This window comes from Bacillus sp. MMSF_3328, assembly GCF_030733525.1.
GTDB classification, from domain to species: Bacteria; Bacillota; Bacilli; order Bacillales; family Cytobacillaceae; genus Bacillus_AB; species Bacillus_AB infantis.
In genome coordinates this window covers 82,155-107,225 of sequence record NZ_JASHIV010000014.1, presented here as the reverse complement: position 1 = coordinate 107,225, position 25,071 = coordinate 82,155, and the positions used below count along the sequence as shown (strand labels likewise).

Genomic DNA, 25,071 nt, shown 5'->3' with positions numbered 1-25,071 from the left:
CCGCCCCACGGAAAGCGAAGTGCCTGCAGCGGAAATCAGCAGCCCCATTACCAACATAAACCCACTCTTCTTAAGAATTAACCCACAACCATTTTTATTATTTTACTAACCATCAGTCCCTATATCACAAAAACTTAGGTCATAACTCCAACGATTCTGCGTAAAATGTACAAGGACCTTAATATTTCCAAATAATACATAAGCTTTATCGACAGTAAAAACCAACGATGCTATAATGATAACGATTACATTTCTAAAAGTTTTGAAAATTCATATGTTTCGGGAGGAAAAGACATGGATTTGCTGAACTTATACCAAAATAACTATCTGATTGTCTTCGTATTTCTATGTCTAGGTGTCCTGCTTCCAGTGGTCGCATTATTCATGGGAAAGCTCCTTCGCCCCAGCAAGCCGTCAGAAGCAAAGTACACCACATATGAAAGCGGAATTGAACCATTCCATGATTCAAGGGTGCAGTTCAATGTCCGCTATTATATTTTTGCCCTCATGTTTGTCATCTTCGATGTTGAAACCGTATTTTTATACCCCTGGGCCGTCGCCTATGAAAAACTCGGAATATTTGCCCTGATTGAAATGCTCATTTTTACCATCATGCTGGTCATCGGACTAATCTACGCATGGAAGAAGAAGGTGCTCAAATGGACTTAAAGCTTGAGAATATCACACCAGAAGAAATGCAGGAACTGCAGAGGAACGTATTTATGGCCACCCTTGAACAAATCAAAGCCTGGGCCAGAAGCAACTCATTATGGCCTATGACCTTCGGGCTCGCCTGCTGTGCAATTGAAATGATGGGGGTAGGTTCCTCCCACTATGACCTGGACCGGTTCGGCTCATTTTTCCGTACCTCGCCGCGCCAATCGGACGTCATGATCGTATCCGGTACCGTCACAAAGAAGATGGCTCCGATTGTCCGCCGCCTGTATGATCAGATGCCTGAGCCTAAATGGGTCATTGCCATGGGTTCATGTGCAACTGCAGGAGGGCCATATGTAAAGTCCTATTCAGTTGTAAAAGGCGTTGACCAGATTGTTCCGGTGGATGTATACATACCGGGCTGTCCGCCAAATCCGGCAGCCCTGATTTACGGAATCAACAAGCTGAAGGAAAAAATCCGATATGAAGCAAAGACCGGGAAGCGGGTGATCTAGGCTTATGGGCGATGAAAAGGATAAAGAGCAGCTGAAGAAAGAGGCAGCAGAAAAGGCCAAAGCAATCGCCAAAAAGCGGCTTGAAGAAAAGCGGGCAGCTGAACAGTCTGACCTAAAAAAAGCTTCAAATCAAGAGGAAGACCTGGCGAAGAAAAAAGCCGCCGCAGCAGCCGAGGCAAAAGCCGCAGCTTTAGCGAAAAGAAAAGCCAAGGAACAGGAAGCCGATACAGAGACCCCAACTCCAGAAGAACCTCAAGAAGATGACCTGGCGAAGAAAAAGGCAGCCGCAGCAGCCAAAGCGAAGGCCGCAGCCCTTGCTAAAAAGAAAGCCAAGGAACAGGAAGCCCAGACAGAGGCCTCTGCTCCAGATGAGCCGGAAGATGATCTTGCCAAAAAGAAAGCCGCCGCAGCAGCCAAAGCAATGGCCGCAGCCCTTGCAAAAATGAAAGCAAAAGAACTGGCAGCCAAGGCAGAGGGCATCCCTGCAGAGTTAGCAGGAGATGACCTAGCGAAAAAGAAAGCCGCCGCAGCAGCCAAAGCAAAGGCCGCAGCCCTCGCCAAAATGAAAGCAAAGGAACAGGAATCAGGAGGGGAAGCAGCAGGGGACGAGGATCTTGCAAAGAAAAAAGCCGCAGCCGCTGCAAAAGCCAAGGCAGCCGCCGCGGCAAAGGCAAAAGCGGCAGCTATGGCAAAGCAAGCCGGTGAGTCTGGTACAGATGACGAAAAGGCAAAAGCTATTGCAGCCGCTAAGGCAAAGGCAGCAGCAGCTGCCAAAGCAAAAGCCGCTGCTGCCGCGAAAGCTTCAGGAGCCGGCGCTGATGATGAAAAAGCAAAAGCGATTGCCGCGGCTAAGGCGAAAGCCGCAGCAGCAGCCAAAGCAAGATCTGCTTCAGGCGCAAAGCCGGCCGCAGAGCCTGAAGCAGAACAGAAGCCTTCCGTAAACCAGCCTTTCCTTGATCTGTACAACAAGGTAATTGAAGAACATCTCGGAGGGGACGTATTGGAAGACTCCTATATTAATAGGCTTTCGAAGGATGTTCCGACTCTTGTCGCAAGGCAGGATACATATTTCAAGATTGCAGAGTTCCTGCGCTATAACGAGCAGCTGGGCTTTGACTATCTTTCCGAGCTCCACGGTACTGACTTTGAAACCCATATGGAGGTCTATGTACATTTGTATTCTTATAAAAACCGCCAAACGGTGGCATTGAAAACAAAGATAGACCGTTCAGACCCTGCTATTGAATCGCTGGCTCCTTTATGGGCGGGGGCGAATTGGCCGGAGTGCGAGGCATATGACCTGCTCGGCATCAGCTTCAAGGGTCATCCAGGCTTGTACCGGATCATGCTCGGGGAAGAATGGGTCGGCCATCCGCTCCGAAAAGATTATGAACCCTATGATGTGGAGGTGTAGCCGATGCTGCGAACAGAGGAAATGCTCCTGAATGTCGGGCCGCAGCACCCCAGTACACACGGTGTTTTCAGGCTCGTCCTCAAAATAGACGGAGAAATCATTAAAGAAGCGAAGCCTGTCATCGGCTACCTGCACAGAGGTACAGAAAAGCTGGCAGAAAATCTTCAGTATACACAAATCATCCCTTATACAGACAGGATGGACTATCTTGCTGCCATGACGAATAACTATGTGATTGTCCATGCAGTGGAAACGATGATGAACATCGAAATCCCGGAGCGGGCCGAATACCTTCGCGTGATCTCGATGGAGCTCGGCAGGATTGCAAGCCATCTCGTATGGTGGGGAACCTATCTGCTCGATATCGGGGCGGTAAGCCCGTTTCTGTATGCCTTCCGCGAACGGGAAATGATCATCAATATGCTCAACGAGCTGTGCGGTGCCAGGCTGACCTTTAACTATATGCGTGTCGGAGGCGTTAAATGGGATGCCCCGGAAGGCTGGATCAAGAAGGTCAAAGAATTTGTCCCTTACATGAGGGAGCAGCTGAAAGGCTATCACGATCTTGTCACAGGAAATGAAATTTTCATGAACCGTGTAAAAGGAGTGGGCACCTACACGAAAGAGGAAGCCCTCAGCTATTCGCTGAGCGGCGCCAATCTTAGGTGTACAGGCGTCAAATGGGATCTCCGCAAGGATGAACCATACTCCATCTATGACCGCTTCCAATTCGATGTGCCTGTCCGGGAAGGCGGGGATGCCTGGGCCCGCTATCATTGCCGCCTAGAAGAAATAGAAGAGTCTCTTAAAATACTGGAGCAGGCCGCAGAGCAATTTCCTCAGGCTGGGGACTTCATAGCAAAGGTTCCGAAAATCATCAAAGCGCCGAAGGGTGAAGCCTTCGTAAGGATTGAATCTCCGCGCGGCGAGATCGGCTGCTATATTGCCAGCAACGGGAAAAAAGAGCCGTACCGCATGAAATTCAGAAGGCCATCCTTCTATAATCTGCAGATTCTTCCCAAGCTCCTGGAGGGGGAGAATATCGCAAATCTGATTGCTATTTTAGGAGCGATTGATATTGTACTAGGGGAGGTGGACGGCTGATGGTCAATGAACTGCTCCGTTCAGAACCTGGCCTTCTGAACTTTGGCATCTTTTTCGCGCTCGCTGCGGTCCTTTTGCTCGTAGTGCTAGGTTTTGTCACCTATGCCATCCTGGCCGAACGGAAAGTAATGGGCTTTATGCAGCTCAGGCAGGGACCGAACCAGGTCGGCGGGCGGTGGGGCCTGCTGCAGACAGTGGCTGACGTGCTGAAGCTGCTGATAAAAGAGGACAACATCCCGAAGCTGGCCGACCGGCCGCTGTTCATCCTGGCACCGGTCATTGCCTTCACGCCGGCCTTTATGGTCCTGGCGGTCATCCCGTTCACGGATAAATTCCAGTTCGCCGACATTGGCGTCGGGCTGCTCTACTATATTGCCATCTCCGGTTTGACGACCATCGGGATTGTGACCGGGGGATGGGCATCCAATAATAAATACGCGCTCCTCGGCGGCATGAGGGCGGCCGCACAGATGATTTCCTATGAAATCCCCCTCGTCATGTCTGTGCTCGGTATCGTACTCCTGACAGGGAGCCTGAATCTCAATGAAATAGTCGAGGCTCAGCGGGGCGGCTGGTTCATCATCTGGCAGCCGGTGGCGTTCATCATCTTCATCATCGCATCAGTAGCAGAGCTGAACCGGGCGCCTTTTGATCTCCCGGAAGCGGAATCGGAGCTTGTTGCCGGCTTCCATGTGGAATATTCAGGGTTTCGATGGGCATTTTTCATGCTCGCGGAATATGTGTATTTTTTCGCAATGGCTTCCCTGACCACGGTGCTGTTTCTCGGAGGCTGGCTCCCGCTGCCATTCCTTGGCTTCATTCCCGGAGCAGTCTGGTTTGCACTTAAGTTCAGCCTGGTTGTCTTCCTGCTCATCTGGTTCAGGGTCACCTTCCCCCGCATACGCGCCGATCAGCTGATGGAGTTCGGCTGGAAGGTGCTGCTGCCGGCTGCCCTGGCAAATATCTTCCTGACCGCGATCATTAAAGAGCTGATCAGATTCTTCTAAACATGCAGCCCGGCGCAGATGCCGGGAATGCCGCTTATATTCCAGACTGATAGAAAGGGTGAAAAAGCATGCTGGGACTGGCAAAGGGACTCAAATATACCCTTAGTAATCTGGCAAGAAAAAAAGTCACCTATAATTATCCGAAAGAGCCGCTGCCGCTTCCGGATCGGTTCAGGGGCATCCAGAAATTCTATCCGGAAAAATGCATCGTCTGCAATCAGTGCGCCAATATCTGCCCGACAGACTGCATCCAGCTGACAGGCAAGAAGCATCCTGACCCTGCAAAAAAAGGGAAAATCATTGACACCTATGACATCAATTTCGAGATCTGCATTTTATGCGACCTGTGTACAGAGGTATGCCCGACCGAGGCAATCATCATGACCAATAACTTCGAGCTGGCAGAATACAGCCGGGATGAGCTGTTCAAAAACCTTGAATGGCTTGATGAAAATGATGAAAACATACGGCAGGTGAATAAAGCATGACATTTTCAGGAGAGCTGCTTGCCTTTTTGGGGCTGGCCATCGCTGCAGTGACAGGGGGGATCCTGCTGATCAACCTTGAAAAAGTGGTCCATATGGTGGTCGCGCTTGTCTTTACTTTTATCAGCATAGCGGGCATTTATATCCTTTTGTCTGCTGAATTCATTGCCGTTGTCCAGGTGCTGATCTACTCGGGTGCCATCACGATCATTATGCTGTTTGGCATCATGCTTACCCGCCATCATGACGAGAGCGGGCAGAAAGCCGGCCGACTGCGCAGGATTCTATTATTTCTGGCGATCCTGGCCTTTGCCTTCAGTGTGTATATCGGCATCTACAACCTGGATTTTCCAGAGCAGGAGGTGCTGCTTCATGAAAACAATACAGAGCAAATCGGGATCAGCTTATTCTCCGAATTTGTCATTCCGTTTGAACTGACATCAGTGGTGCTCCTGGTCGCTTTAGTCGGGGCCATTGTCCTGTCGAGGAAGGATGATGAGGAAACGGAGGAGGATGGAAGATGACAGGTGTACCTGTTTCAGCTTATCTCGCGCTGGCACTCATCTTATTTTGCATCGGACTATACGGGGCCCTTACGAAACGGAATACCGTCATCGTCCTCATTTCCATTGAGCTGATGCTGAATGCGGTCAATATCAATCTTGTCGCGTTCAGCAAATATGGGATGGTCCCGTCAATCACAGGACAGGTATTCGCCTTATTTGCCATAGCTGTTGCTGCAGCGGAAGCGGCGGTAGGCCTCGCCATCCTCATTTCTCTTTACCGCAGCCGCAGGACGGTCAACATCGATGAAATGGATACGATGAAACATTAGCTCTTAGGAAAAATCAGCGGATGTCCGCTGGATCGGAACAAGCAGATAGAAAGAGGCTGTGCCCGGCAGAAAAAATGATACTGCTGCCTGCTGCTGGCCTCCATCCAGCACGCCGGCTTGCGGTGTGCAAAAGGGGATCGTGATATTGATGGAAAGTGCATGGATCATACCGCTGTTCCCGCTGTTATCATTTGTCATACTCCTGCTTTTCGGCAGGAGGCTCAAGGAAGCGAGCGCCTATATCGGGATGATCTTAAGCCTTGCCTCCTTTGTGTTATCCCTGTTCGTCCTGATTGACAGATTTGCCTCCCCGAGTTTCAAGGCGGAAGGAATCTGGCTCAAGATCGGCGGACTGCAGATCACAGCGGGGTATGAAGTCAATCAATTGAACGCATTAATGCTGATCATTGTGTCTCTGGTAAGTTTTCTTGTACATATGTATTCAAAAGGGTATATGCACGGGGACGGGAGGTTCCATATCTTTTACGCGTACCTTGGGCTTTTCACCTTTGCCATGCTTGGCCTGGTCCTCTCGCCCAACCTCCTGCAGACCTATATTTTCTGGGAGCTTGTTGGTCTCGGCTCCTTTCTGCTGATCGGCTTCTATTTTTACAAAAATGAAGCAAAGCAGGCTGCCAAGAAAGCCTTCATCATGACAAGGATCGGCGATGTCGGCCTCCTGATCGGACTTATATTGCTTTTCTGGCAGACAGGAAGCTTTGAGTACGACGAGATTTTTGCTGCTGTCGCGGAAGGTGCCATCTCTGAAGGGATGATCACGCTGACAGCGATCCTTATCTTTATCGGAGCAGTAGGAAAATCAGGACAATTCCCGCTCCATACATGGCTTCCCGATGCGATGGAGGGGCCGACCCCGGTTTCTGCACTCATCCACGCTGCAACAATGGTGGCAGCGGGTGTGTATCTGGTTGCTGCGCTTTTCCCTCTATTTGCAGCCAGTGAAACAGCATTATTCACCGTCGCAGCCATTGGGGGAGGGACGGCGGTATTTGCCGCCCTCATCGGTCTTGTCCAGACGGATATTAAAAGGGTGCTCGCTTATTCGACAGTCAGCCAGCTCGGCTATATGATGCTTGCCCTCGGCTCGGCCGGCTACACGGCCGGGGTGTTCCACCTGATGACACATGCCTTTTTCAAAGCGCTTCTTTTCCTTGCGGCAGGGAGCGTCATCCATGCAGTCCATACACAGGATATCGAGAGAATGGGCGGCTTATGGAAAAAAATGAAGCTGACTGGTCCGCTATTTTTGATCGGGACGCTTTCCATCAGCGGGGTTCCGCTTTTTTCAGGCTTCTTCAGCAAAGATGAGATACTGGCGTCTGCCTGGGTGCACGGAAATACGGTCCTGTTCTGGCTCGCACTGCTTGCCGCCTTTTTTACCGCTTTCTATATGTTCAGGCTGTTCTTCATGGTTTTTGCCGGAGAACCGCGTACAAAAACAGATAGTGTTCATGAATCACCGGGTATGATGACCTTCCCGATGTTAGTGCTGGGAGTACTGGCTATTATTGCAGGCTATGTGAATACCCCTTGGTTCGGTACCTTCCTGGGCGACTGGCTGGCAGAGGGCAATGATTTGTTAGGGCATGGCCATATTGAGGCGCCTGTCTGGATCATGATTGCAGCGACTGCGGTTTCACTTGCCGGCATCCTTCTTGCCTGGCTGATGTACGGCAGGAGGACGGTATCGCGCACCTGGCTCAGCAGCTATATGCCTTCTGCCCACAGCATCCTGCTGAACAAATTTTATGTGGACGAATTTTACCGGCTCAGCATTGTACAGGGAATGAAGGTGTTCAGTCTTTTCCTTCATTATATTGAAGCTTTCATTGTAGAAGGAGCCGTAAAGGGAATCGGTTCTGCGGTGCAGAGCCTTGGAAAAGCAGGCTCCAGGCTCCAGGATGGACAGGTACAGACATATGGGGCGGCCGCCTTTATTGGCCTTGCCATCCTGACAGCTGTATTTGCTTTGACAGGGGGGTTCTTTAAATGACATTTCCTTATTATCTATCTGTGCTGGTATTCTCCCCGTTAGCAGGGCTGCTTGTGCTCCTATTTGTGCCAAAAGCCAAAGAAAGGGCGATAAAGTGGATAGGCTTGGCCGCAGCATTGCCGGCTGCCATACTCGCCCTCGCTGCCTATTTTATATACCATTCAGGAGCAGGGCTCGAAGAGATGGATGAAAGGGCAGACTGGATCCAGTTTGGCCATCCTGATCTCGTTGGCGATTATTTTAAAATCAGCTATGAACTCGGGGCCGATGGTTTCTCAATGATCATGATCCTGCTCACCAGCTTCCTTGCTTTGCTTGCTGCGGCTGCATCGTTCCGGATCACTAAAGAATGGAAAGGTTATTTTATGCTTTTCCTTCTGCTGGAAACGGGGATGCTTGGCGTTTTCGCCGCAGAAAATCTGTTCTTATTCTTCCTGTTTTTTGAGATAACGCTCATCCCGATGTTCTTTCTGATCGGAAAGTGGGGATTGTTTGAAAAAGAAAAAGCTGCCTTCAGCTTTCTGATCTACAATGGCCTAGGCTCAGCCATCCTGCTGATTGTGTTCATTGTTTTATTTGCCAGAACCGGAACGGCCAATATGGAAGAGCTTCAAATCATCATGCAGGGAGGAGCACAGGCCATTTCGCCTTTCTCTGAGGAGCTGAAGCTGGGGCTGTTCATTGCCCTCCTGATTGCATTTGGCGTCAAGCTGCCGATTTTTCCGCTTCACAGCTGGATGGTCCGTGTCCATGCTGAGGCGCCGGCCTCGGTTGTGATGCTGCATGCCGGCATCCTCTTGAAAATCGGGGCATTCGGCCTCATCCGCTTTGGCCTCGGATTTTTTCCGGAGCAATTCCAGCAGCTCGGCCTGCTGATTAGCATACTGGGTGCAGTCAATCTCCTGTATGGGGCATTCCTTGCTTTCATCCAGGATGATTTCAGGAAAGTGCTTGCCTATTCTTCCATTTCCCATATGGGGATCGTCTTAATCGGATTAGGCGCATTAAATGAAGCGGGCGTACAGGGGGCCATTTTTCAAGTAGTGTCTCACGGACTTATTTCTGCGCTTTTGTTCTATCTTGTCGGTGCTTTATATGAGCGGGTCGGGACCTCTTCCATCAAGAAGCTTGGCGGGCTTTCCCGGCAGATGCCGCTTGCGGCCGGCTTCCTGCTCGCCGGTGCGATGGCTTCGCTCGGCATGCCCGGCATGTCTGGATTTATCAGTGAATTCATGGCCTTTCTCGGCCTCTTTGAAAACCGGCCAGCGGTAGCTGCTGTTGCCGCACTGGGCATCATTCTGACAGCTGTCTATCTTCTGAGGGCTGTCCTTGGAGTGACGTTCGGGGAAGCGAGGTCCGACTATGGGAATGTTACGGACCTAAAAGCGTTGGAAATGATGCCGGCGGTGCTCCTGATTGGGGCCATTGTCCTGATCGGCGTGTATCCGCTCGCCATCAGCGCACCGCTCCAGCCGGTGCTGGAAACGATTTTGCCAGGAATGGGAGGGTGATGAACGATGGACCTGGAAACATTGCTTTCATATAATTGGCTCTTGATGACACCGGAATTCATCATCCTTGGCAGCACAGCCATCCTAACCCTGATTGATCTGTTCATGCCCTCTAAGAAAAGCAGGCAGATCCTTGGCTGGCTTGCCTTAGCCGGCATCCTTGGTGCACTGGCTTCCCTTCTTGCTCTGCTGGGAAGCGGGACGGAATCAATCCTTTCTGACACCTTCCGCCTCGATTCGTTTGCCAAGGCATTCAAGCTGCTGCTCCTGATCGGCTCCGCTTTTGTAATGCTGCTCGCTCTCGGATATAGAGGGAAAGAGGGACTGGAGGAATACAGGGGAGAGTTTTACTATCTCTTTCTGACGGCGCTTCTTGGTGCGATGATGATGTCTTCAAGCGGTGACCTGATCACCCTTTTCACAGGGCTTGAGCTGCTGTCGATTTCTTCCTATATTCTGGCCGGCATGCAGAAAAGGAATCTGCAGTCCAATGAATCAGCCATGAAGTATGTCATCAATGGTGGGATTTCCACTGCAATCACTCTGTTTGGGATGAGCTATTTGTACGGAATTGCCGGCACGACTAATCTGAAGGAAATCGGAGTGGCACTCTCATCCATCACGGAATCACAGTATCTGTACCTTGTTGGCCTGGCCTTTTTCATGATTTTGACTGGGCTCGCTTTCAAGATAGCGTCTGTGCCTTTTCATATGTGGGCACCGGACGTGTATCAGGGATCACCGCTTCCGGTCACTGCTTTCCTGAGTGTGGTTTCAAAAACAGCAGGATTTGTACTGATCGCACGTGTGGTGCTCGTCATAGCCTTATCAGCACCGTCTGAAGGGCCGGGCTCGCTGCCGCTCATCATCAAGGTCCAGGATTATATGGCCTTCCTGGCAGGGGCCACGATGATCGTTGGAAATGTGATTGCCCTGAGGCAGCGGAATATCAAGCGGCTGTTTGCCTACTCAAGCATTGCCCATGCAGGCTATATATTTGTTGCGATCTCGGCTGCATCGGTATTTATGTTCGACTCGCTGTGGTTCTATCTGGGTGCGTATCTGCTGATGAGCCTCGGGGCTTTTGCGGTCATCCAGGCTGTTTCTGAAAAAGCAGGATCAGAAGACATCAGCATTTTTTCCGGCCTGTATAAAAGGTCGCCTTTGCTTGCTGCTGCGATGGGGATATTCATCCTCTCTTTAGCAGGCATCCCGGGGACCGCAGGTTTTATCGGGAAGCTCAATATCATCACAGGCGCCCTTATGACAGAGCCGGCTCACTATGTGCTCGTGTCGATCATGGTTGCCGCAACGGTTGTCTCTTACTATTATTATTTTGGAATCCTTACGCAGATGTTCTTCAGGCCAGCAGCTGATCGGGAGAAACCGGCCCAGCCTGCTTCTGTATCCATTGTCATCGGCTTCTGCGCCTGTGCGGTCATTGTGTTTGGGATCCTGCCGAATCTGGCCATTGATTTTCTGCAAAGCAACTTCAATCAATTTGCTGATTTTCTTCAATGAGAAGAAAAGGAGGCTGGTGAAAAGCGCCAGCCTCCTTTTTATTTTTTCTATAAAAGTGTGAAACCTTTGCAGGGGAGCTTACGTCAAATGAAAGGAGGCATCCGCTTCGCCTGCATTTCGGGAAGCAATGTGCGCCAGCCGATTTATTTGCATGGCAATTGGTGCTACAATCTAAGTACTGAAAAGTTCTAGGGGGATTGCCAAATGATTTCAGGCTTCGGCCAGCAGGCATTACTAAGCATCATCTCACACTTGTTTTTCATCGCGATTGCCTGGTGGGCACTGCAGTCAGTCAACTATGAAAAGTTTCTGAGAGCCCACCATGTGTTCCAGGCAAGAGTGCTGTTCGTCATGCTTTCCATCGTCATTGGATCGATTGTCAGCAATTTTTTTCTCGACTATCTGCTATGGTCTCAGCAGCTGCCGCTCATTCTTCAATAAAAAGCAGGTTTTGGCAGCAGAAAAATGTGAAATATAGGTCTTCATGCATGTTCCATTCCAGCAGGAATCTTAGTAAAATCTTTTTTGTATGTCAGCAGCTTTCTTGCTGCAAATACATATGCGCACTTTTGTGAAAAAAGTCACGTATAAACATAATGTGAGCTTTCCGGCTTCTGTATTTGTCAAAAAGTGACGACTTTTCCCTGGTATGCTCTCCCCCAGCTTGGCAACAATGGTAATAAGGGGAGTGAGATACATGTTGAAAAAGTACACACTTTATTTTGCAATTATCGCTATTATTGGTTTTGTCACTATAAACCTTGGGAATAAGACGACTGTAGCTATCGGAAAGCATGACCTATTGACTATGGCCGCGGTTCTTCAAAACAAAGATATTTTGATTCAAGACTGGACGATCCATGCAAGAAAAAATATGGAAAATGTCGAAAATCTTCGGGACGCCGAAACGCTTGCCGGGAAAATGAAGGCAGATTATCCGGAATGGGAGTGGACATCAAGCTCCAGCAAGGATAAGGCCGAGTATTCAGCGGTTTTCCAGGCAGACGGAAATAAAAAAGAGAGCATAAAAATCCTATCGACCCTCACAAATGGCAAGGCTCATACGTATTTAATTTATGAGGCCACAGGCCATGGCTGGGGGAAGGGAACGGAGACCTTCCTAAAAGAGGAACTTTCCGATAAGCTCTCCGACATATTTCGTGGAAATGCCACAATTTTCTCTTGTATTAAAGGCGAGTTCGGTGATAAGATGAAAAAGACTTTGCCTGATAATGTAAATGAATTGATGAAAGCTTTTGATGCAAAGGAAATTGAGTCATTAAAAGAAAGTTCTTTTATATCAGCATCGGCGTATTCTCCAATGTTTGCCGGGTCGATTGAAAGCAACAATGATGAGATGAATTTACAAATTGGATTAAGAACTCAAGGATTGGGCGGAAAGACTACCCTTGTAGTTGGAACACCAATCATTACGATTGAATATTAATATAGAGAAATTGGACGCGGAGGGGAATACACTTTGGAAAAAATCATCGTCCGCGGCGGAAAAAGGCTAAGCGGTACTGTTAAAGTAGAAGGAGCAAAAAATGCTGTCTTGCCTGTTATCGCCGCTACACTGTTAGCAAGTGATGGAAAAAGCGTAATTCGTGATGTGCCGACTCTCTCCGATGTATATACCATCAATGAAGTGTTACGCTATTTAAACGCCGAAGTGGAGTTTAAAAATAACGAAGTCATCGTGGATGCATCAAGAGAGCTTAAGGTTGAGGCACCGTTTGAATATGTTCGCAAAATGCGCGCATCTGTACTCGTAATGGGATCATTGCTCGCGCGCAATGGCCGTGCCCGTGTCGCACTGCCAGGAGGCTGTGCCATCGGTTCACGTCCGATCGACCAGCACCTTAAAGGCTTTGAAGCCATGGGTGCTAAGGTAAAAGTAGGAAATGGCTTCATTGAAGCGGAAGTAGAAGACCGCCTGCAAGGAGCAAAAATATATCTGGACTTCCCGAGTGTCGGGGCAACTGAAAATATCATGATGGCTGCAACCCTTGCAAAGGGCACAACCATCATCGAGAACGTTGCAAAAGAGCCTGAGATTGTCGACCTCGCTAACTTCCTCAATAAAATGGGGGCAAAAGTAAAAGGCGCAGGCACAGGAACGATCAAAATCGAAGGCGTAGACATGCTTTTCGGAGCAGTCCATAACATCATCCCTGACCGCATCGAGGCAGGAACCTTCATGGTAGCAGCTGCTATCACAGGCGGAGACGTGCTGGTACAGAATGCAGTTCCGGAACACATGACATCCCTGATTGCCAAAATGGAGGAAATGGGTGTCACTTTCATCGAGGAAGGCGAAGGAGTCCGTGTCATCGGCCCTGATAAGCTGAAGGCTGTTGATATCAAGACCATGCCTCACCCTGGCTTCCCGACTGACATGCAGTCCCAGATGATGGCCCTCTTGCTTCGTGCAAAAGGAACCAGCATGATCACTGAGACGGTATTCGAAAACCGCTTCATGCATGTAGAGGAATTCCGCAGGATGAATGCAGAAGTAAAGATTGAAGGCCGTTCCGTTGTCATAAATGGACCATCCAATCTGCAGGGAGCAGAAGTTGCAGCAACCGATCTTCGCGCAGCAGCAGCCCTGATCCTGACTGGCCTGGTCGCTGACGGCGTTACCCGTGTAACAGAGCTTAAGCACCTTGACCGCGGCTATGTCGGCTTCCACAACAAACTGGCAGCACTTGGCGCTGACATCGAACGCATCACAGAAGTGGAAGAAACAATTACTGAAGAAACTTACGTATCCGATATGAATGCTTAATAGCGTTCCGGATGATGTTCAATAAAACCGTAGAACCTTGTTGTCTGATATCCGACGATAAGGTTCTGCGGTTTTTTGATTTTATGCGGAAAAGCTGTTTTTACGACTGATTATGCTGAATGTAACCTATTCTTAATATCATCCTGGTCTCAATGCAAAACCCTTCTCCCATCTGATGATTCTTGTCATAAAAGCTTGTCCCGGACCATATGAATGAATGGAGATGGCCATTTGGTTATTTGACAATCATTCGATATGGAGGCATAATTCATGATTAAATTTAAACCGATCCTACTACTATCCGCCCTACTGCTCGTAACAACCCTGATGATTCCGACACTGCTCGTCCTCCCATTTAAGGATGCGAAAGTCAGCGGCAAGCTGGGCGAAGAGCTTCAGCAGCAGGAAGAGCCGCCGGCAGCGGCGAAGCCTGCCGGACCGGCAATCGACGTGTCTGTATACCGCACAATGGCCAAAAAAGTAGAAACGCTTCCTCTTGAGGAATATGTAGTCGGGGTAGTCGCCTCAGAAATGCCTGCCGACTTTGAAAAAGAAGCCCTGAAGGCACAGGCATTGACAGCCAGGACCTATATTGTCAGGCAAATGATGGGCAAGGTGACAGAAGGGCTGCCGGATGGAGCCATCGTTACCGACACGGAGAACCATCAGGTCTACAAGAATGAAGCTGAGCTTAAGAAAATCTGGCAGAAGGATTACAGCTGGAAGATAAAAAAAATAAAAGAGGCCGTGAGTGAAACAAGCGGACAGATCCTGACATATGAAGGCAAACCGATTGAAGCCCAATTCTTCTCCACGGCAAACGGGTATACCGAAAGCTCGGAAGAAGTGTGGTCCAATGCCATGCCATATTTAAAAAGTGTGGAAAGCCCATGGGATGTGGGTACGCCTAAGTACCAGGCGCAAAAAGAGATTACAGTGGCAGAATTTGAAGCAAAGCTTGGCGTAAAGCTGCCTGCTGACAATACGATCGGGACCGTTATTGAAAGAACGGCCGGTAAGAGGGTCGGCAAGGTGGATATTAACGGCAAGATTCTGGAAGGCACGACGATACGCACAGATCTCGGGCTGAGGTCCACCGACTTCACATGGGAGCGCAAGGGCAATAATATTGTCATCACCACCAAAGGGTTCGGCCACGGTGTCGGGATGAGCCAATACGGGGCAAATGGGATGGCAGCAGAAGGGAAAACCTTCAAGGATATCGTCACATACTATTATAAAGGCGTCGAAATTGCCTCGGCCGATCAGGCATTGACGAAAATAACCGCAAAAAAATAGGACCGGGGTCTGACCCCAGTCCTATTTTTTTATATTCTCTATTCTTTTTAAAAAGCTGGCAAGCAGCTTGAAGCGTCCGCCGAACCTGGCCTGATAGACAAAATAATAAGCCGCAGCTACGCCAATCCAGTCCTTGGCCACATCGATCAGCGAAGAAGACCGTGCCGGGATGAAGGATTGATGAATTTCGTCTGTCACGCCGTACAGGGCGGCAATGAACGCGAGGATGATATTGAGCTTTTTAGTAAAAGAGCCTCCTGTTAAAAAGGCCAGCACCAAAAGGATATAAAGAATGGCAAACTCTATCAGATGCATGGATTCCTTCAGGAAGCTGTCGACCTTTGAATCAGGCAGGGCGACGACAGCATCAGCCGGCATGCTCGATAAAAACCAGATCAGACCCATATATAAGAGGGGCAAAATTCGTATGATCCACTTCATTATTTTTCTCCTTAGAATTATTTTGATCTTTCATGCATAAAGCGGAAAGCTTTGTCGAAAAATAAGCATTAAAAATTTTTTTCAAGGTATGTATATAAAACCCTCAATCTGTTCAGAATGATTGCTGAGGTGATGATAAATGAGAGAGGAAGAAAAGCAACGATCTTCTCAAGATTCAGGTTTCAAGCGCTTTATGAAAAAAAGGTGGGCATTCCCGGCTATCTATCTGGCGAGCGCAGCAATCATTCTAACCGCGGTTCTTTGGTATCAAAACTCGAACAATGCGTCTGATGAGTATGATTACAGCGATACTGATGTTGCCGAGAAGAAATACGATGAGCCATCAGTAGAAGTAACCCGCTCAATGGAAAACTTCGTAATGCCGGTAGCCAACCAGGATTCAGTCGAAATCCAAAAGCAGTTCTATGATTACACAGGCAAGAAAGAAGAACAGGAAGCAGCATTGGTTTTCTACAATAACACGTACCATCCAAACACTGGAATTGATATCGCCCAAAAAGATGGCGAATCCTTCGAAGTGAAAGCAGCCCTAAGCGGAACTGTTACAAGAGTGGATGAAGATGCGCTGTTAGGAAATGTCATCGAAATCGAGCATGACAAAGGTATTGTAACACAATATCAATCTGTTACAGATGTAAGTGTAAAGCAAGGCGACCAGGTTGAACAAGGACAAGCTCTTGCAAAAGCCGGCCAAAGCCTATTTAACGAAGAAGCAGGCGTCCATGTACACTTTGAAATCCGCAAAGACAATGTGCCTGTCAACCCGCTTGACTACTTCAATAAGCCATTAAGCGCGCTACAGGAAGCTGCCCCGACCGATAACACAGGTGCAGCCGACGACAGCGGTGCCGCTGAAGAAAATGACAGCGATGCAGCAGCTGAAGGTGAAGAAGCAGACGATGCCGCAACTGGAACAGAAGAATCAGCAGATGAGAAAAAAGCTGCTGAAGACGATAAAGCAGCAGAAGATAAAGAAGACGAAAATGCAGGCGATAAAGAAGATCAGGACAAAAACAATTCCGGAGATCAGGAAGAAGAGTCCACAGATTCATCTGACGCCAGCTTGAACAACGAAAACGCGTAATAAGAATGGAAAGGCCCGCCGTGATGATGGCGGGTTTTTTCGTTGTGGATGAGGGGTTGGTTTTTAGACGGGGCTGGCTGCTCTCTGAGGCTAGTTGCTAATAAAATGGGGAAGTTGCTAATAAAAAGGAAAAGTTGCTAATATACGGAAAAAGTTGCTAATAAACTCAAAAAGTTGCTAATAAACGAAATCCCCGGCCCCTCCAATGGTCAATCACACTCAAAATCCCCCCTCTTCATCTAAACACTGTACTCCCCAACCAAAACCATACCCAGAATACTCACTCATTCATAATTTTTCGACATTTCCCCCTTTTCTCTGTTATAATATTTCGCAAGGCGAAGGTTTTGCCTAGCTGGTGCCTGGCACCGTCAATAGAGGGGGAAAAGAATTTGTCTTCAAATCTTACTTATCCATATCAGTCACAGCGGATGGCTTCAATTGCGCGGAACGGGATGGTTGCGACCTCCCAGCCCCTTGCTGCCCAGGCTGGGCTCGACATAATGAAAAAAGGCGGTAATGCCATTGATGCGGCAATCGCAACGGCTGCCTGCCTGACGGTCGTGGAGCCGACCTCAAACGGGATCGGCGGCGATGCTTTTGCGCTTGTATGGACAAATGATTCGCTGTACGGCTTGAACGGAAGCGGACCGTCCCCGCAGAGCATCAGTATTGATAAGGTGAAGGAAAAGGGTCATGAAACCATGCCATCACATGGCTGGGTCCCTGTCACCGTTCCTGGTGCTCCTTCTGCATGGGCAGAGCTGTCCAAGCGGTTTGGCCGCCTTCCATTGAAAGAGGTGCTCCAGCCGGCCATCGACTATGCACGTTATGGCTACCCTGTATCCCCGATTCTCGGGAAATATTGGACAGGTGCACATAAAATTTATAAAAAGCGCTTTACCGGCCCTGAATATGAAGAATGGTTCAAGGTGTTCGCGCCGAATGGAAAAGCTCCGGAAATCGGTGAAATGTGGAAGTCTGAAGATCACGCAAGAACGCTCGAAGCGATTGCAGAAACGAACGCTGAAAGCTTCTACCGCGGCGAACTCGCCGATAAGATTGCCAAGGCATCCGAAGAGGGCGGAGGCTTCCTTTCCAAAGAGGATCTGGAAGGCTATAAAGCTGAATGGGTGGACCCGATTTCCGTTAACTACCGCGGCTACGATATTTGGGAAATCCCGCCGAATGGCCAAGGGCTGGTAGCACTGATGGCCCTGAATATTTTAAAAGGCTATGAATTTACCCATCGTGAAGACGCTGAACAGCTCCATCTGCAGCTGGAAGCGATGAAGCAGGCGTTTACAGACGGCAAAACTTATATTACCGATCCTGCCTTCATGAAAACGAAGGTGGAGGATATGCTTTCTGAAAGCTATGCAGAAGCCTCCCGCAGGAAAATTACAGGCGAAGCGCGCCTCCCAGAGCCGGGCTCCCTGCCAAAAGGCGGCACAGTTTATCTGTCAACGGCGGATGGGGAAGGCAATATGGTTTCGTTTATCCAGAGCAATTATATGGGCTTTGGATCAGGTGTGGTGGTGCCAGGCACCGGGATCGGCCTGCAGAACCGGGGGCATGATTTCTCCCTTGATCCGGGCCACGAAAATGCTCTTGCACCAGGCAAGAAGACCTATCATACGATCATCCCTGGCTTCATTACAAAAGGCAGTGACGCAGTGGGGCCGTTCGGTGTAATGGGCGGATACATGCAGCCGCAGGGCCATGTGCAGGTTGCCATGAACATGATCGACTTCAAGCTGAATCCGCAGGCCGCTCTTGATGCACCGCGCTGGCAGTGGATTGAAGGCAATAAAATAGAGGTTGAATATACAATGCCAAACCATCTTGTGAAGCAGCTTGCCGCCAAAGGGCACGAAATCAAGGTGGCCCACGATTCAGGCGGCTTCGGACGGGGGCAGGTCATCACCCGCAACCCGGAAACAGGCGTACTGACAGGCGGAACAGAGCCGCGCACAGATGGAACGATTGCCAGCTGGTAAAGGAGGAGCATAATGAAGAAACTGCTTTTAACAGGCTTTGAGCCTTTTTTGGAATTTCCGATCAACCCGACAGAAAAGGTCGTTGAAGCCCTGAACGGAACAAAGATCGGAGACTATGAAATTAAGGGAGTCCTTCTCCCTGTCGACTTTAAAGAATCACCGGTTAAAATACTGGAAGCCTACCATGAGCACCAGCCGGATGCTGTCATCTCACTCGGACTTGCGGGAGGCAGGAACAGCATCACCCCAGAGCGGATCGCCATCAACTGCCGCGACGGCGAACCTGACAACAGCGGAGCAAGACTGGAAGATTCGCCGATTGATGAAGAAGGGCCGGATGGCTATTTCTCCACTCTTCCAATCAGGAAGATGGTCAACAGATTAAAAGAGAACGGTCTGCCGGCTGAAATCTCCAATACAGCAGGAACATACTTATGCAATAATGTCATGTACACCATCCTGCATGAAATAAAGAAGAGCGGAAGGGAGATTCCGGCTGGGTTTATCCACATTCCGGCCTCCCACCAGCTCGCTGCCAAAAGCAAACGCAGCCTGCCAAGCTGGTCTGACAGCGATTTGCAGGATGCAGTGAAAAAGATGATAGAGGCTTTGTAGGGGACAGATTCTTGTCCCTTTTTTATTTTGAAAGAAATTGTCTCCCAATTTATCTTGACCCCAAGAGAGTTTCAAGTGATAATATAGTTAAAATTTTCATAAAATTTAGTCTTTTAATTTCGCCAGCATTGGAGGGATCTACTTGCCGACTCTTATGATTGTGCTGCTCTTGACAGCATTCTGCCTCTTTCTGGCATTGCGCCAAAAGAAAACTATCTTCCTTGCGATTCCTTTTCTAGGGATATTCGTTTACTTCCTCGTACAAATCATCCTGGTCCCTGCGCCTTTTCTCGATACCATCAAGTTTATTTTCAGCCTCAGCTGATCCGGACCTGCCTTCTTTAAGGCGGGCCGATTAGAATATAACTTTTTAATAAGGAGGGAATCGAGCCAATAAATGAATACGCTTCCAAATGAGGGGAAATCCATTAATTGCGAGGTGCAAAGGTTTGAAAAAAATTGATAAGGCAACTGCAGACAGTTATTTTCGCGAAAAAACGAGAAACATGATCATCTATTTTGCTATCTGGTTCATCGTCTCCTACGGTGTCGTGCTATTTGCAGAGCCGCTCAGTGAAATAACGATCAATGGCTTCCCGTTCCATTATTTCATGGGTGCACAGGGAGCTGTCATCACGTTTATCATTCTATTATTTGTGAATGCGAAACTTAGTGATTCAATTGACCGCAAATATGGGATTGATGAGGATAAAAACGAACAGATCAGCTCAGGGAAGGTGCTGGACCACTAAAATGCTTTTGTGTAGATAGAAACCTTTTAAGGGGGATTACATGGATACACAGTTTTTGGTCTCATTATCAATTATTCTGGCTACATTTGCTTTATATATTGGCATTGCGGTCTATAATAAGGCGCGTGCCACCTCAGATTTCTATGTGGCAGGGCGCGGTGTCCCGCCGATTTTCAATGGAATGGCCATCGGTGCCGACTGGATGAGTGCAGCTTCCTTTATCGGGATGGCCGGGACGATCATGCTTCTCGGCTACGACGGCCTAGCCTATATTATGGGCTGGACGGGCGGCTATCTGCTCCTGACGTTCCTGTTGGCGCCTCAGCTGCGAAAGTACGGGCGCTATACCGTTCCGGAATTCATCGGCGACCGCTATAACAGCCATACAGCAAGGGTCATAGCCGCAATTTGTACAATCGTCATCTCATTTACCTATTCAATCGGCCAGCTGTCAGGCTCGGGCGTAGTAATCGGCCGTTTGTTTGAGATCGATGCCAAGCTCGGTACTATGATCGGTGTTGTACTGATCGCCTTTTATGCCGCTTTCGGCGGGATGAAGGGAATCACCTGGACACAGGTGGCCCAGTATATCATTCTAATTATTGCCTATCTCATCCCGGTCATCTTCATGTCCCTGCAGCTTACCAATAATCCGCTTCCTTGGATTTCTTATGGAGAGCTTGTCGGCAAGATGGGTGAGCTTGATAGGGAGCTTGGGATCTCTGAATACTTCGCTCCATTTACGAACGGGACTAAATGGCAGTTCCTTGCCCTCATGTTTACCTTGATGGCGGGTACAGCAGGACTCCCGCACGTTATTGTCCGCTTCTACACGGTATCTACAATGAAGGCGGCCCGCTGGTCAGGGGCCTGGGCTTTGCTCTTCATCGGATTGCTTTATCTATCTGCACCGGCTTATGCTGCTTTCTCCCGTTTCATCCTGATGACAAAGGTTGCCGGCAGCAGCATCAGCGAGCTTCCGGCCTGGACCAAAACATGGGTCGACACAGGAAAGCTGCAGCTTGCCGATGGCAATGGGGACGGCATTCTGCAGTGGAGTGAACTGATCATCTCTAATGATATCGTCGTCATGGCTACACCGGAGATTGCCAATCTTGGTGTATTCGTCATCGGCCTTGTTGCCGCCGGTGCTATGGCAGCCGCCCTGTCAACAGCAGGCGGGCTGATGATCGCCATTTCATCTTCATTTGCACACGATATTTTCTATCGGGTCTGGAAGCCTAATTCTACTGAAAAAACCAGGCTCAGTGTTGCCCGCTGGTCCATTGTGGTCGCCACGCTTCTGGCAGGCCTGATCGCCTTGAATCCTCCGGGAGCCATTACCCAGATTGTCGCCTGGGCATTCGCTCTGGCTACAGGAACCTTCTTCCCGGCGCTCGTTCTTGGCGTCTGGTGGAAACGTTCCAATGCAAAAGGGGTCATCTCCGGGCTCCTTGTCGGTCTGGGAGTGACCCTGGCTTATATCTTTGCCGCAAAATACGGCGGCTTCACTATCCTGGGCATTATCGATACAGGAGCGGGCGTCTTTGGGGCAGCAGCAGCCTTCTTGACCAATATCATTGTATCGAAGGCCACCGAGGCCCCATCCAAAAAGATTCAGGAGGAAGTAATCAATCTGCGCTATCCTGAACAGATGATTTATAAAGATGGGGAAGTATGGATGGATGAGGGGAAATCCAAATCCGTTTAACAGATTTCTAATAAGGCTGTGCGGCTCTCTCCTTTTAGAGAAGCTGTACGGCTTTTCTTTGCGGCTATCGACAAATTTCTCGGGAAATATTATTTTTTCATAGAAACAAGTGCACCGTCTTTATAGGCAATAGATACTTTTTGGCCTGAGAGCTTCTGATAGTCCTGGGCGGTTCCATACGCCACTTTTAAAGCCACATATCCGTCCTCAGTCTTAAATTCCACTGTGAAGTTATCTGCTGCCCCAACTACTTGTGCATCTACATAAGGAGTTTCCTCATGAATGATCAGTCTCTGGCCGATCAAGAGGAAATTGCTGTTCAGGCCGTTAAGCCTTTTGATCGTCTCTATCGGGGTCTGGAAACGCTGTGACAGCTCCCAGAGAGTGTCTCCTGCCTGCACAGTATAGACGGAAACATCTGCACGTGTCTTCCGGTCAGATGCCGGTGGTTCTGCCGTGCTGTCTGCTTCAGGTATCTTCAATTCCTGCCCTGGAATAATAAGATTAGCATGAAGCTTATTTGCTGTTTTCAGCTCAGAAACAGAAACGTCATAGGTTCTTGCGATTTTATAAAGAGAATCTCCCTTTTTCACGCTGTATACCGTTTGTTCCTCGGGCGCTGCATAGCTGGTGCCAGCCGCCATAAAAGAAGACAAAGTCAAGGCCGCTGACAGGGAAATGGCAGCACCCTTCTTTTTGCCTTTATGCTTGTCTTTTTTCCTGCTTGCTTCTATACGTTCCTTTCTCGTCATCGTAATTGTATGTTCCATTGATTAACCCGCCTTTTTATATGTTTTGGATAAGTTTGGATGTGTAACCAAATTTATGAACGCTGAGCCAGAATTCATTTTATGGTAATCATTACCCTCCGGCAATAGGGATAAACTCATGAATAAAAACGGGGCTCTATCCTGCTGGAAGAACCATTCTTTTTGCTGCATAGGAGGATTTATGCCCAGTTCTGAGCAGATTATCTCTAAAAATATAGAGCAAAATGATTAAAGATTTTCCTATTAAGAGGAGCAGGTTGATAAAAGATAGACAATTCACGCAGGGCAGAAACACCCAGAGAAATGTCGGGTTATGTCGAAAAAAGGTTATTTCGCCCTTCATAGCCCAAGGGACAAAGGGAGGAGGAATCTGGATTGTATCTCCAGAGAGACTTATAAGAGAATAGTGAATGTCCGATTTTTCAAATAATTTCAGGTATGCCTTGTCCTTATTGCCGTAATCGTGCATATAATCTCAACCAAGCTAATAAACTGTTACAAACCTTACACAAAAGAGAGAGTATGAGGTGCAGAGTCGTTTTGACACCAACAAAGAGCAGGCCCCAAAGGACATGTTTATTCCCTGCAGTATTAGAGAGCACAGCTTTCTGCCGCAAAAAAAGCCGATTCTACCAGCTGTTGTATCAGAATGTGCGGAATGGAGAATTTCGAAAAAGCGAAACGGGTCTCATTTTACACTCCTCACAACCAATTTAGGGAGGGCGAGTGGTGTGCACGATTACATCAAAGAGAGAACTATCAAGATTGGAAAGTATATCGTGGAGACGAAAAAAACAGTTCGCGTGATTGCGAAAGAGTTTGGCGTATCCAAAAGTACAGTCCATAAAGATCTGACAGAAAGGCTTCCTGAAATCAATCCTGATCTTGCAAACGAAGTAAAGGAAATACTTGATTACCATAAATCGATCCGCCACCTGCGCGGGGGAGAAGCAACAAAAATGAAATACAAGAAAGAGGAACTGGAAGGCGAGCCTGTTCAGTAGGCTATGAATTGAATATGAGAGAGGAAGAAAGCGCAGCCGACAGGATTTGTGCTTTTTTCTGCTTTATTGGAAATGTAGCGACAAATTTTGCGGGAATGCTACATAATTTTTACAAAATGTTTCTAGTTACGGTTTGATTGTGATAAAATAAACAATTAGGATAGAACTTGGAAAAAAATATTTTGCAGCTTCGTCAGCCGCCGAAACCTTGAATTGGAAAGGCTTCCTTAATGGGAGGATTTGCGGCGGTTTAAAGCTATTGCATAAAGGCCGCCTGGCCGAACCTGCTTGGCAGCTTCCGCCAAAAAGCAGGAAAGGCGCAGGAGGCATCCATAAAAAATATGAAGCAGCGGCAACTGGCCAGCCAGGAAAAATCGTTATTGACTTCATTCAGGAGCCGGAAGCCCGCGCTGGCTAAGTGCAGGGAGGAAAAAAAGTAAAATGTTTGCTAGAGATATTGGAATTGACCTGGGTACTGCCAATGTACTGATTCATGTAAAAGGCCGGGGAATTGTGTTGAATGAGCCATCTGTAGTGGCGATTGACAGGAACAATAATAAAGTGCTGGCTGTCGGCGAAGAAGCGCGCCGCATGGTAGGGCGTACGCCCGGCAATATTGTCGCCATCCGCCCGCTGAAGGACGGCGTCATCGCCGACTTTGATGTAACAGAAGCTATGCTGAAGCATTTTATCAACAAATTGAATGTAAAAGGATTCTTATCCAAGCCGCGCATCCTGATCTGCTGCCCGACCAATATTACAAGCGTCGAACAGAAAGCGATCAAGGAAGCTGCTGAAAAAAGCGGCGGCAAGAAGGTTTATCTTGAAGAAGAGCCGAAGGTCGCTGCAATCGGCGCGGGCATGGACATCTTCCAGCCGAGCGGAAACATGGTTGTCGATATCGGCGGAGGAACTACAGATGTAGCTGTTCTTTCAATGGGCGATATCGTTACATCCTCTTCCATCAAGATGGCCGGCGACAAATTTGATGCCGAAATCCTCAACTACATCAAGCGTGAGTACAAGCTTCTGATCGGTGAGAGGACTGCCGAAAACATCAAGATCAATATCGCAACTGTATTCCCGGATTCGAGGGATGAAGAAATCGATATCCGCGGCCGTGACATGGTATCAGGCCTCCCAAGGACGATCACAGTTCGTTCCGGCGAAATCGAACAGGCTCTCCGCGAATCCGTCGCGGTCATCGTCCAGGCTGCCAAAACAGTCCTGGAAAGGACACCGCCTGAGCTCTCAGCCGACATCATCGACCGCGGTGTCATCCTCACAGGAGGCGGAGCCCTTCTGCATGGCATCGACATGCTGCTGGCAGAAGAGCTTAAAGTGCCGGTCCTTGTGGCTGAAAACCCGATGGATTGCGTAGCAATCGGAACCGGCATCATGCTGGACAATATCGATAAACTGCCTAAGAGAAGATTGGGATAATGGAAAAAGCGTGCGGGGGTCCGTGCGCTTTTTTCTGTGGTTTGGGCCGGAGTTTGGGAAGGTTTTGACTCTGATTTGCT

The 25,071-nt window shown here is 48.7% G+C and carries 27 protein-coding genes; 24 read left to right on the top strand and 3 right to left on the bottom strand.

The window, feature by feature from the left end; genetic code table 11:
* Nucleotides 1-294 precede the first annotated feature (294 nt).
* From RBB45_RS19260 to nuoK, 8 genes are all read left to right on the top strand, one after another.
* Nucleotides 295-669 (top strand): NADH-quinone oxidoreductase subunit A, encoded by a 375-nt coding sequence (locus RBB45_RS19260; protein ID WP_022544499.1) that lies wholly within the window; start codon nt 295-297, stop codon nt 667-669.
* Nucleotides 660-1,172 carry a NuoB/complex I 20 kDa subunit family protein gene (locus tag RBB45_RS19255; RefSeq protein ID WP_022544498.1) on the top strand — a complete coding sequence of 171 codons (513 nt, stop codon included), beginning with the start codon at nt 660-662 and terminating at the stop codon, nt 1,170-1,172. The genes RBB45_RS19260 and RBB45_RS19255 overlap by 10 nt, the downstream gene beginning before the upstream one ends.
* Before the next feature lie 4 nt (nt 1,173-1,176).
* The gene (locus tag RBB45_RS19250) at nt 1,177-2,586 is read left to right on the top strand and encodes an NADH-quinone oxidoreductase subunit C (RefSeq protein WP_306010206.1); all 1,410 of its coding nucleotides are present in this window, start codon (nt 1,177-1,179) and stop codon (nt 2,584-2,586) included.
* A 3-nt stretch (nt 2,587-2,589) separates the two neighbouring features.
* A complete protein-coding gene (locus tag RBB45_RS19245) occupies nt 2,590-3,690 on the top strand; it encodes an NADH-quinone oxidoreductase subunit D (protein WP_306010205.1) in 1,101 nt (366 codons plus the stop codon).
* A complete protein-coding gene (gene nuoH / locus RBB45_RS19240) occupies nt 3,690-4,697 on the top strand; it encodes an NADH-quinone oxidoreductase subunit NuoH (RefSeq protein WP_306010204.1) in 1,008 nt (335 codons plus the stop codon). Before RBB45_RS19245 ends, nuoH begins: the two co-directional genes overlap by 1 nt.
* 68 nt (nt 4,698-4,765) lie before the next feature.
* On the top strand, nt 4,766-5,185 hold the full coding sequence (nuoI, locus tag RBB45_RS19235) for an NADH-quinone oxidoreductase subunit NuoI (RefSeq protein WP_009792644.1): 420 nt from the start codon (nt 4,766-4,768) through the stop codon (nt 5,183-5,185).
* Complete coding sequence (locus RBB45_RS19230; RefSeq protein ID WP_101548907.1) at nt 5,182-5,706, top strand: NADH-quinone oxidoreductase subunit J; 525 nt, start codon at nt 5,182-5,184, stop codon at nt 5,704-5,706. Before nuoI ends, RBB45_RS19230 begins: the two co-directional genes overlap by 4 nt.
* The gene (gene nuoK / locus RBB45_RS19225; RefSeq protein WP_009792646.1) at nt 5,703-6,017 is read left to right on the top strand and encodes an NADH-quinone oxidoreductase subunit NuoK; all 315 of its coding nucleotides are present in this window, start codon (nt 5,703-5,705) and stop codon (nt 6,015-6,017) included. Before RBB45_RS19230 ends, nuoK begins: the two co-directional genes overlap by 4 nt.
* Before the next feature lie 3 nt (nt 6,018-6,020).
* Here the strand turns inward: nuoK and RBB45_RS19220 are convergent, their stop codons facing one another.
* On the bottom strand, nt 6,021-6,185 hold the full coding sequence (locus RBB45_RS19220; protein ID WP_170939557.1) for a hypothetical protein: 165 nt from the start codon (nt 6,183-6,185) through the stop codon (nt 6,021-6,023).
* On the opposite strand from RBB45_RS19220, the gene nuoL reads away from it, so the two are divergent.
* The 7 genes from nuoL to spoIID all read left to right on the top strand — a co-directional run bounded on the left by nuoL (nt 6,166) and on the right by spoIID (nt 15,150).
* A complete protein-coding gene (gene nuoL, locus RBB45_RS19215; RefSeq protein ID WP_253619158.1) occupies nt 6,166-8,031 on the top strand; it encodes an NADH-quinone oxidoreductase subunit L in 1,866 nt (621 codons plus the stop codon). The genes RBB45_RS19220 and nuoL overlap by 20 nt on opposite strands.
* Nucleotides 8,028-9,542: a complex I subunit 4 family protein gene (locus RBB45_RS19210; protein ID WP_101548913.1), complete on the top strand. Its 1,515-nt coding sequence runs from the start codon at nt 8,028-8,030 to the stop codon at nt 9,540-9,542. Before nuoL ends, RBB45_RS19210 begins: the two co-directional genes overlap by 4 nt.
* A 6-nt stretch (nt 9,543-9,548) precedes the next feature.
* Nucleotides 9,549-11,063 (top strand): NADH-quinone oxidoreductase subunit NuoN, encoded by a 1,515-nt coding sequence (gene nuoN, locus RBB45_RS19205; RefSeq protein ID WP_101548915.1) that lies wholly within the window; start codon nt 9,549-9,551, stop codon nt 11,061-11,063.
* 204 nt (nt 11,064-11,267) lie between these two features.
* Entirely contained in the window at nt 11,268-11,504 is a 237-nt protein-coding gene (locus tag RBB45_RS19200; RefSeq protein WP_009792651.1) for a DUF1146 family protein, read from the top strand.
* A gap of 256 nt (nt 11,505-11,760) precedes the next feature.
* On the top strand, nt 11,761-12,510 hold the full coding sequence (locus tag RBB45_RS19195; RefSeq protein WP_009792653.1) for a YwmB family TATA-box binding protein: 750 nt from the start codon (nt 11,761-11,763) through the stop codon (nt 12,508-12,510).
* 33 nt (nt 12,511-12,543) lie between these two features.
* Nucleotides 12,544-13,851, top strand: coding sequence for a UDP-N-acetylglucosamine 1-carboxyvinyltransferase (gene murA, locus RBB45_RS19190; RefSeq protein ID WP_306010203.1), 1,308 nt, complete (start codon nt 12,544-12,546; stop codon nt 13,849-13,851).
* A 270-nt stretch (nt 13,852-14,121) separates the two neighbouring features.
* Nucleotides 14,122-15,150 carry a stage II sporulation protein D gene (gene spoIID / locus RBB45_RS19185; protein WP_022544496.1) on the top strand — a complete coding sequence of 343 codons (1,029 nt, stop codon included), beginning with the start codon at nt 14,122-14,124 and terminating at the stop codon, nt 15,148-15,150.
* Between the two features lie 21 nt (nt 15,151-15,171).
* Here spoIID and RBB45_RS19180 read toward each other — a convergent pair whose 3' ends face one another.
* Entirely contained in the window at nt 15,172-15,591 is a 420-nt protein-coding gene (locus tag RBB45_RS19180; RefSeq protein ID WP_022544495.1) for a VanZ family protein, read from the bottom strand.
* A 139-nt stretch (nt 15,592-15,730) separates the two neighbouring features.
* Between RBB45_RS19180 and spoIIQ the strand changes: the two genes are divergently transcribed.
* The 6 genes from spoIIQ (at nt 15,731) to RBB45_RS19150 (ending at nt 21,774) form a co-directional block, all read left to right on the top strand.
* Nucleotides 15,731-16,696: a stage II sporulation protein SpoIIQ gene (gene spoIIQ, locus RBB45_RS19175; RefSeq protein WP_009792658.1), complete on the top strand. Its 966-nt coding sequence runs from the start codon at nt 15,731-15,733 to the stop codon at nt 16,694-16,696.
* 431 nt (nt 16,697-17,127) lie between these two features.
* Complete coding sequence (ggt, locus tag RBB45_RS19170) at nt 17,128-18,696, top strand: gamma-glutamyltransferase (protein WP_129613039.1); 1,569 nt, start codon at nt 17,128-17,130, stop codon at nt 18,694-18,696.
* 12 nt (nt 18,697-18,708) lie between these two features.
* The gene (gene pcp, locus RBB45_RS19165) at nt 18,709-19,311 is read left to right on the top strand and encodes a pyroglutamyl-peptidase I (protein ID WP_306010202.1); all 603 of its coding nucleotides are present in this window, start codon (nt 18,709-18,711) and stop codon (nt 19,309-19,311) included.
* Nucleotides 19,312-19,453: 142 nt separating this feature from the next.
* Nucleotides 19,454-19,636, top strand: a complete 183-nt coding sequence (locus RBB45_RS19160; RefSeq protein WP_129612978.1) for a hypothetical protein — start codon at nt 19,454-19,456, stop codon at nt 19,634-19,636.
* A gap of 124 nt (nt 19,637-19,760) precedes the next feature.
* Nucleotides 19,761-20,063 carry a DUF4212 domain-containing protein gene (locus RBB45_RS19155; RefSeq protein ID WP_101549662.1) on the top strand — a complete coding sequence of 101 codons (303 nt, stop codon included), beginning with the start codon at nt 19,761-19,763 and terminating at the stop codon, nt 20,061-20,063.
* A gap of 40 nt (nt 20,064-20,103) precedes the next feature.
* Nucleotides 20,104-21,774 (top strand): sodium:solute symporter family protein, encoded by a 1,671-nt coding sequence (locus RBB45_RS19150; RefSeq protein ID WP_009792663.1) that lies wholly within the window; start codon nt 20,104-20,106, stop codon nt 21,772-21,774.
* Between the two features lie 89 nt (nt 21,775-21,863).
* Here RBB45_RS19150 and RBB45_RS19145 read toward each other — a convergent pair whose 3' ends face one another.
* Complete coding sequence (locus tag RBB45_RS19145; RefSeq protein WP_306010201.1) at nt 21,864-22,544, bottom strand: LysM peptidoglycan-binding domain-containing protein; 681 nt, start codon at nt 22,542-22,544, stop codon at nt 21,864-21,866.
* Nucleotides 22,545-23,275: 731 nt separating this feature from the next.
* On the opposite strand from RBB45_RS19145, the gene spoIIID reads away from it, so the two are divergent.
* The 3 genes from spoIIID (at nt 23,276) to mreB (ending at nt 24,991) form a co-directional block, all read left to right on the top strand.
* Nucleotides 23,276-23,548, top strand: a complete 273-nt coding sequence (spoIIID, locus tag RBB45_RS19140) for a sporulation transcriptional regulator SpoIIID (protein WP_009792667.1) — start codon at nt 23,276-23,278, stop codon at nt 23,546-23,548.
* Between the two features lie 208 nt (nt 23,549-23,756).
* Nucleotides 23,757-23,966, top strand: a complete 210-nt coding sequence (locus RBB45_RS19135; protein WP_009792668.1) for a hypothetical protein — start codon at nt 23,757-23,759, stop codon at nt 23,964-23,966.
* A 23-nt stretch (nt 23,967-23,989) separates the two neighbouring features.
* A complete protein-coding gene (mreB, locus tag RBB45_RS19130; RefSeq protein ID WP_009792669.1) occupies nt 23,990-24,991 on the top strand; it encodes a rod shape-determining protein in 1,002 nt (333 codons plus the stop codon).
* Nucleotides 24,992-25,071: the final 80 nt, after the last annotated feature.

Bases quoted from the DNA above. Each gene is read 5' to 3' on its own strand.
- RBB45_RS19260 (WP_022544499.1), top strand. From the start codon at position 295: ATGGATTTGCTGAACTTATACCAAAATAACTATCTGATTGTCTTCGTA.
- RBB45_RS19255 (WP_022544498.1), top strand. From the start codon at position 660: ATGGACTTAAAGCTTGAGAATATCACACCAGAAGAAATGCAGGAACTG.
- RBB45_RS19250 (WP_306010206.1), top strand. From the start codon at position 1,177: ATGGGCGATGAAAAGGATAAAGAGCAGCTGAAGAAAGAGGCAGCAGAA.
- RBB45_RS19245 (WP_306010205.1), top strand. From the start codon at position 2,590: ATGCTGCGAACAGAGGAAATGCTCCTGAATGTCGGGCCGCAGCACCCC.
- nuoH (WP_306010204.1), top strand. From the start codon at position 3,690: ATGGTCAATGAACTGCTCCGTTCAGAACCTGGCCTTCTGAACTTTGGC.
- nuoI (WP_009792644.1), top strand. From the start codon at position 4,766: ATGCTGGGACTGGCAAAGGGACTCAAATATACCCTTAGTAATCTGGCA.
- RBB45_RS19230 (WP_101548907.1), top strand. From the start codon at position 5,182: ATGACATTTTCAGGAGAGCTGCTTGCCTTTTTGGGGCTGGCCATCGCT.
- nuoK (WP_009792646.1), top strand. From the start codon at position 5,703: ATGACAGGTGTACCTGTTTCAGCTTATCTCGCGCTGGCACTCATCTTA.
- nuoL (WP_253619158.1), top strand. From the start codon at position 6,166: ATGGAAAGTGCATGGATCATACCGCTGTTCCCGCTGTTATCATTTGTC.
- RBB45_RS19220 (WP_170939557.1), bottom strand. From the start codon at position 6,185: ATGATCCATGCACTTTCCATCAATATCACGATCCCCTTTTGCACACCG.
- RBB45_RS19210 (WP_101548913.1), top strand. From the start codon at position 8,028: ATGACATTTCCTTATTATCTATCTGTGCTGGTATTCTCCCCGTTAGCA.
- nuoN (WP_101548915.1), top strand. From the start codon at position 9,549: ATGGACCTGGAAACATTGCTTTCATATAATTGGCTCTTGATGACACCG.
- RBB45_RS19200 (WP_009792651.1), top strand. From the start codon at position 11,268: ATGATTTCAGGCTTCGGCCAGCAGGCATTACTAAGCATCATCTCACAC.
- RBB45_RS19195 (WP_009792653.1), top strand. From the start codon at position 11,761: ATGTTGAAAAAGTACACACTTTATTTTGCAATTATCGCTATTATTGGT.
- spoIID (WP_022544496.1), top strand. From the start codon at position 14,122: ATGATTAAATTTAAACCGATCCTACTACTATCCGCCCTACTGCTCGTA.
- RBB45_RS19180 (WP_022544495.1), bottom strand. From the start codon at position 15,591: ATGAAGTGGATCATACGAATTTTGCCCCTCTTATATATGGGTCTGATC.
- spoIIQ (WP_009792658.1), top strand. From the start codon at position 15,731: ATGAGAGAGGAAGAAAAGCAACGATCTTCTCAAGATTCAGGTTTCAAG.
- ggt (WP_129613039.1), top strand. From the start codon at position 17,128: ATGGCTTCAATTGCGCGGAACGGGATGGTTGCGACCTCCCAGCCCCTT.
- pcp (WP_306010202.1), top strand. From the start codon at position 18,709: ATGAAGAAACTGCTTTTAACAGGCTTTGAGCCTTTTTTGGAATTTCCG.
- RBB45_RS19150 (WP_009792663.1), top strand. From the start codon at position 20,104: ATGGATACACAGTTTTTGGTCTCATTATCAATTATTCTGGCTACATTT.
- RBB45_RS19145 (WP_306010201.1), bottom strand. From the start codon at position 22,544: ATGGAACATACAATTACGATGACGAGAAAGGAACGTATAGAAGCAAGC.
- mreB (WP_009792669.1), top strand. From the start codon at position 23,990: ATGTTTGCTAGAGATATTGGAATTGACCTGGGTACTGCCAATGTACTG.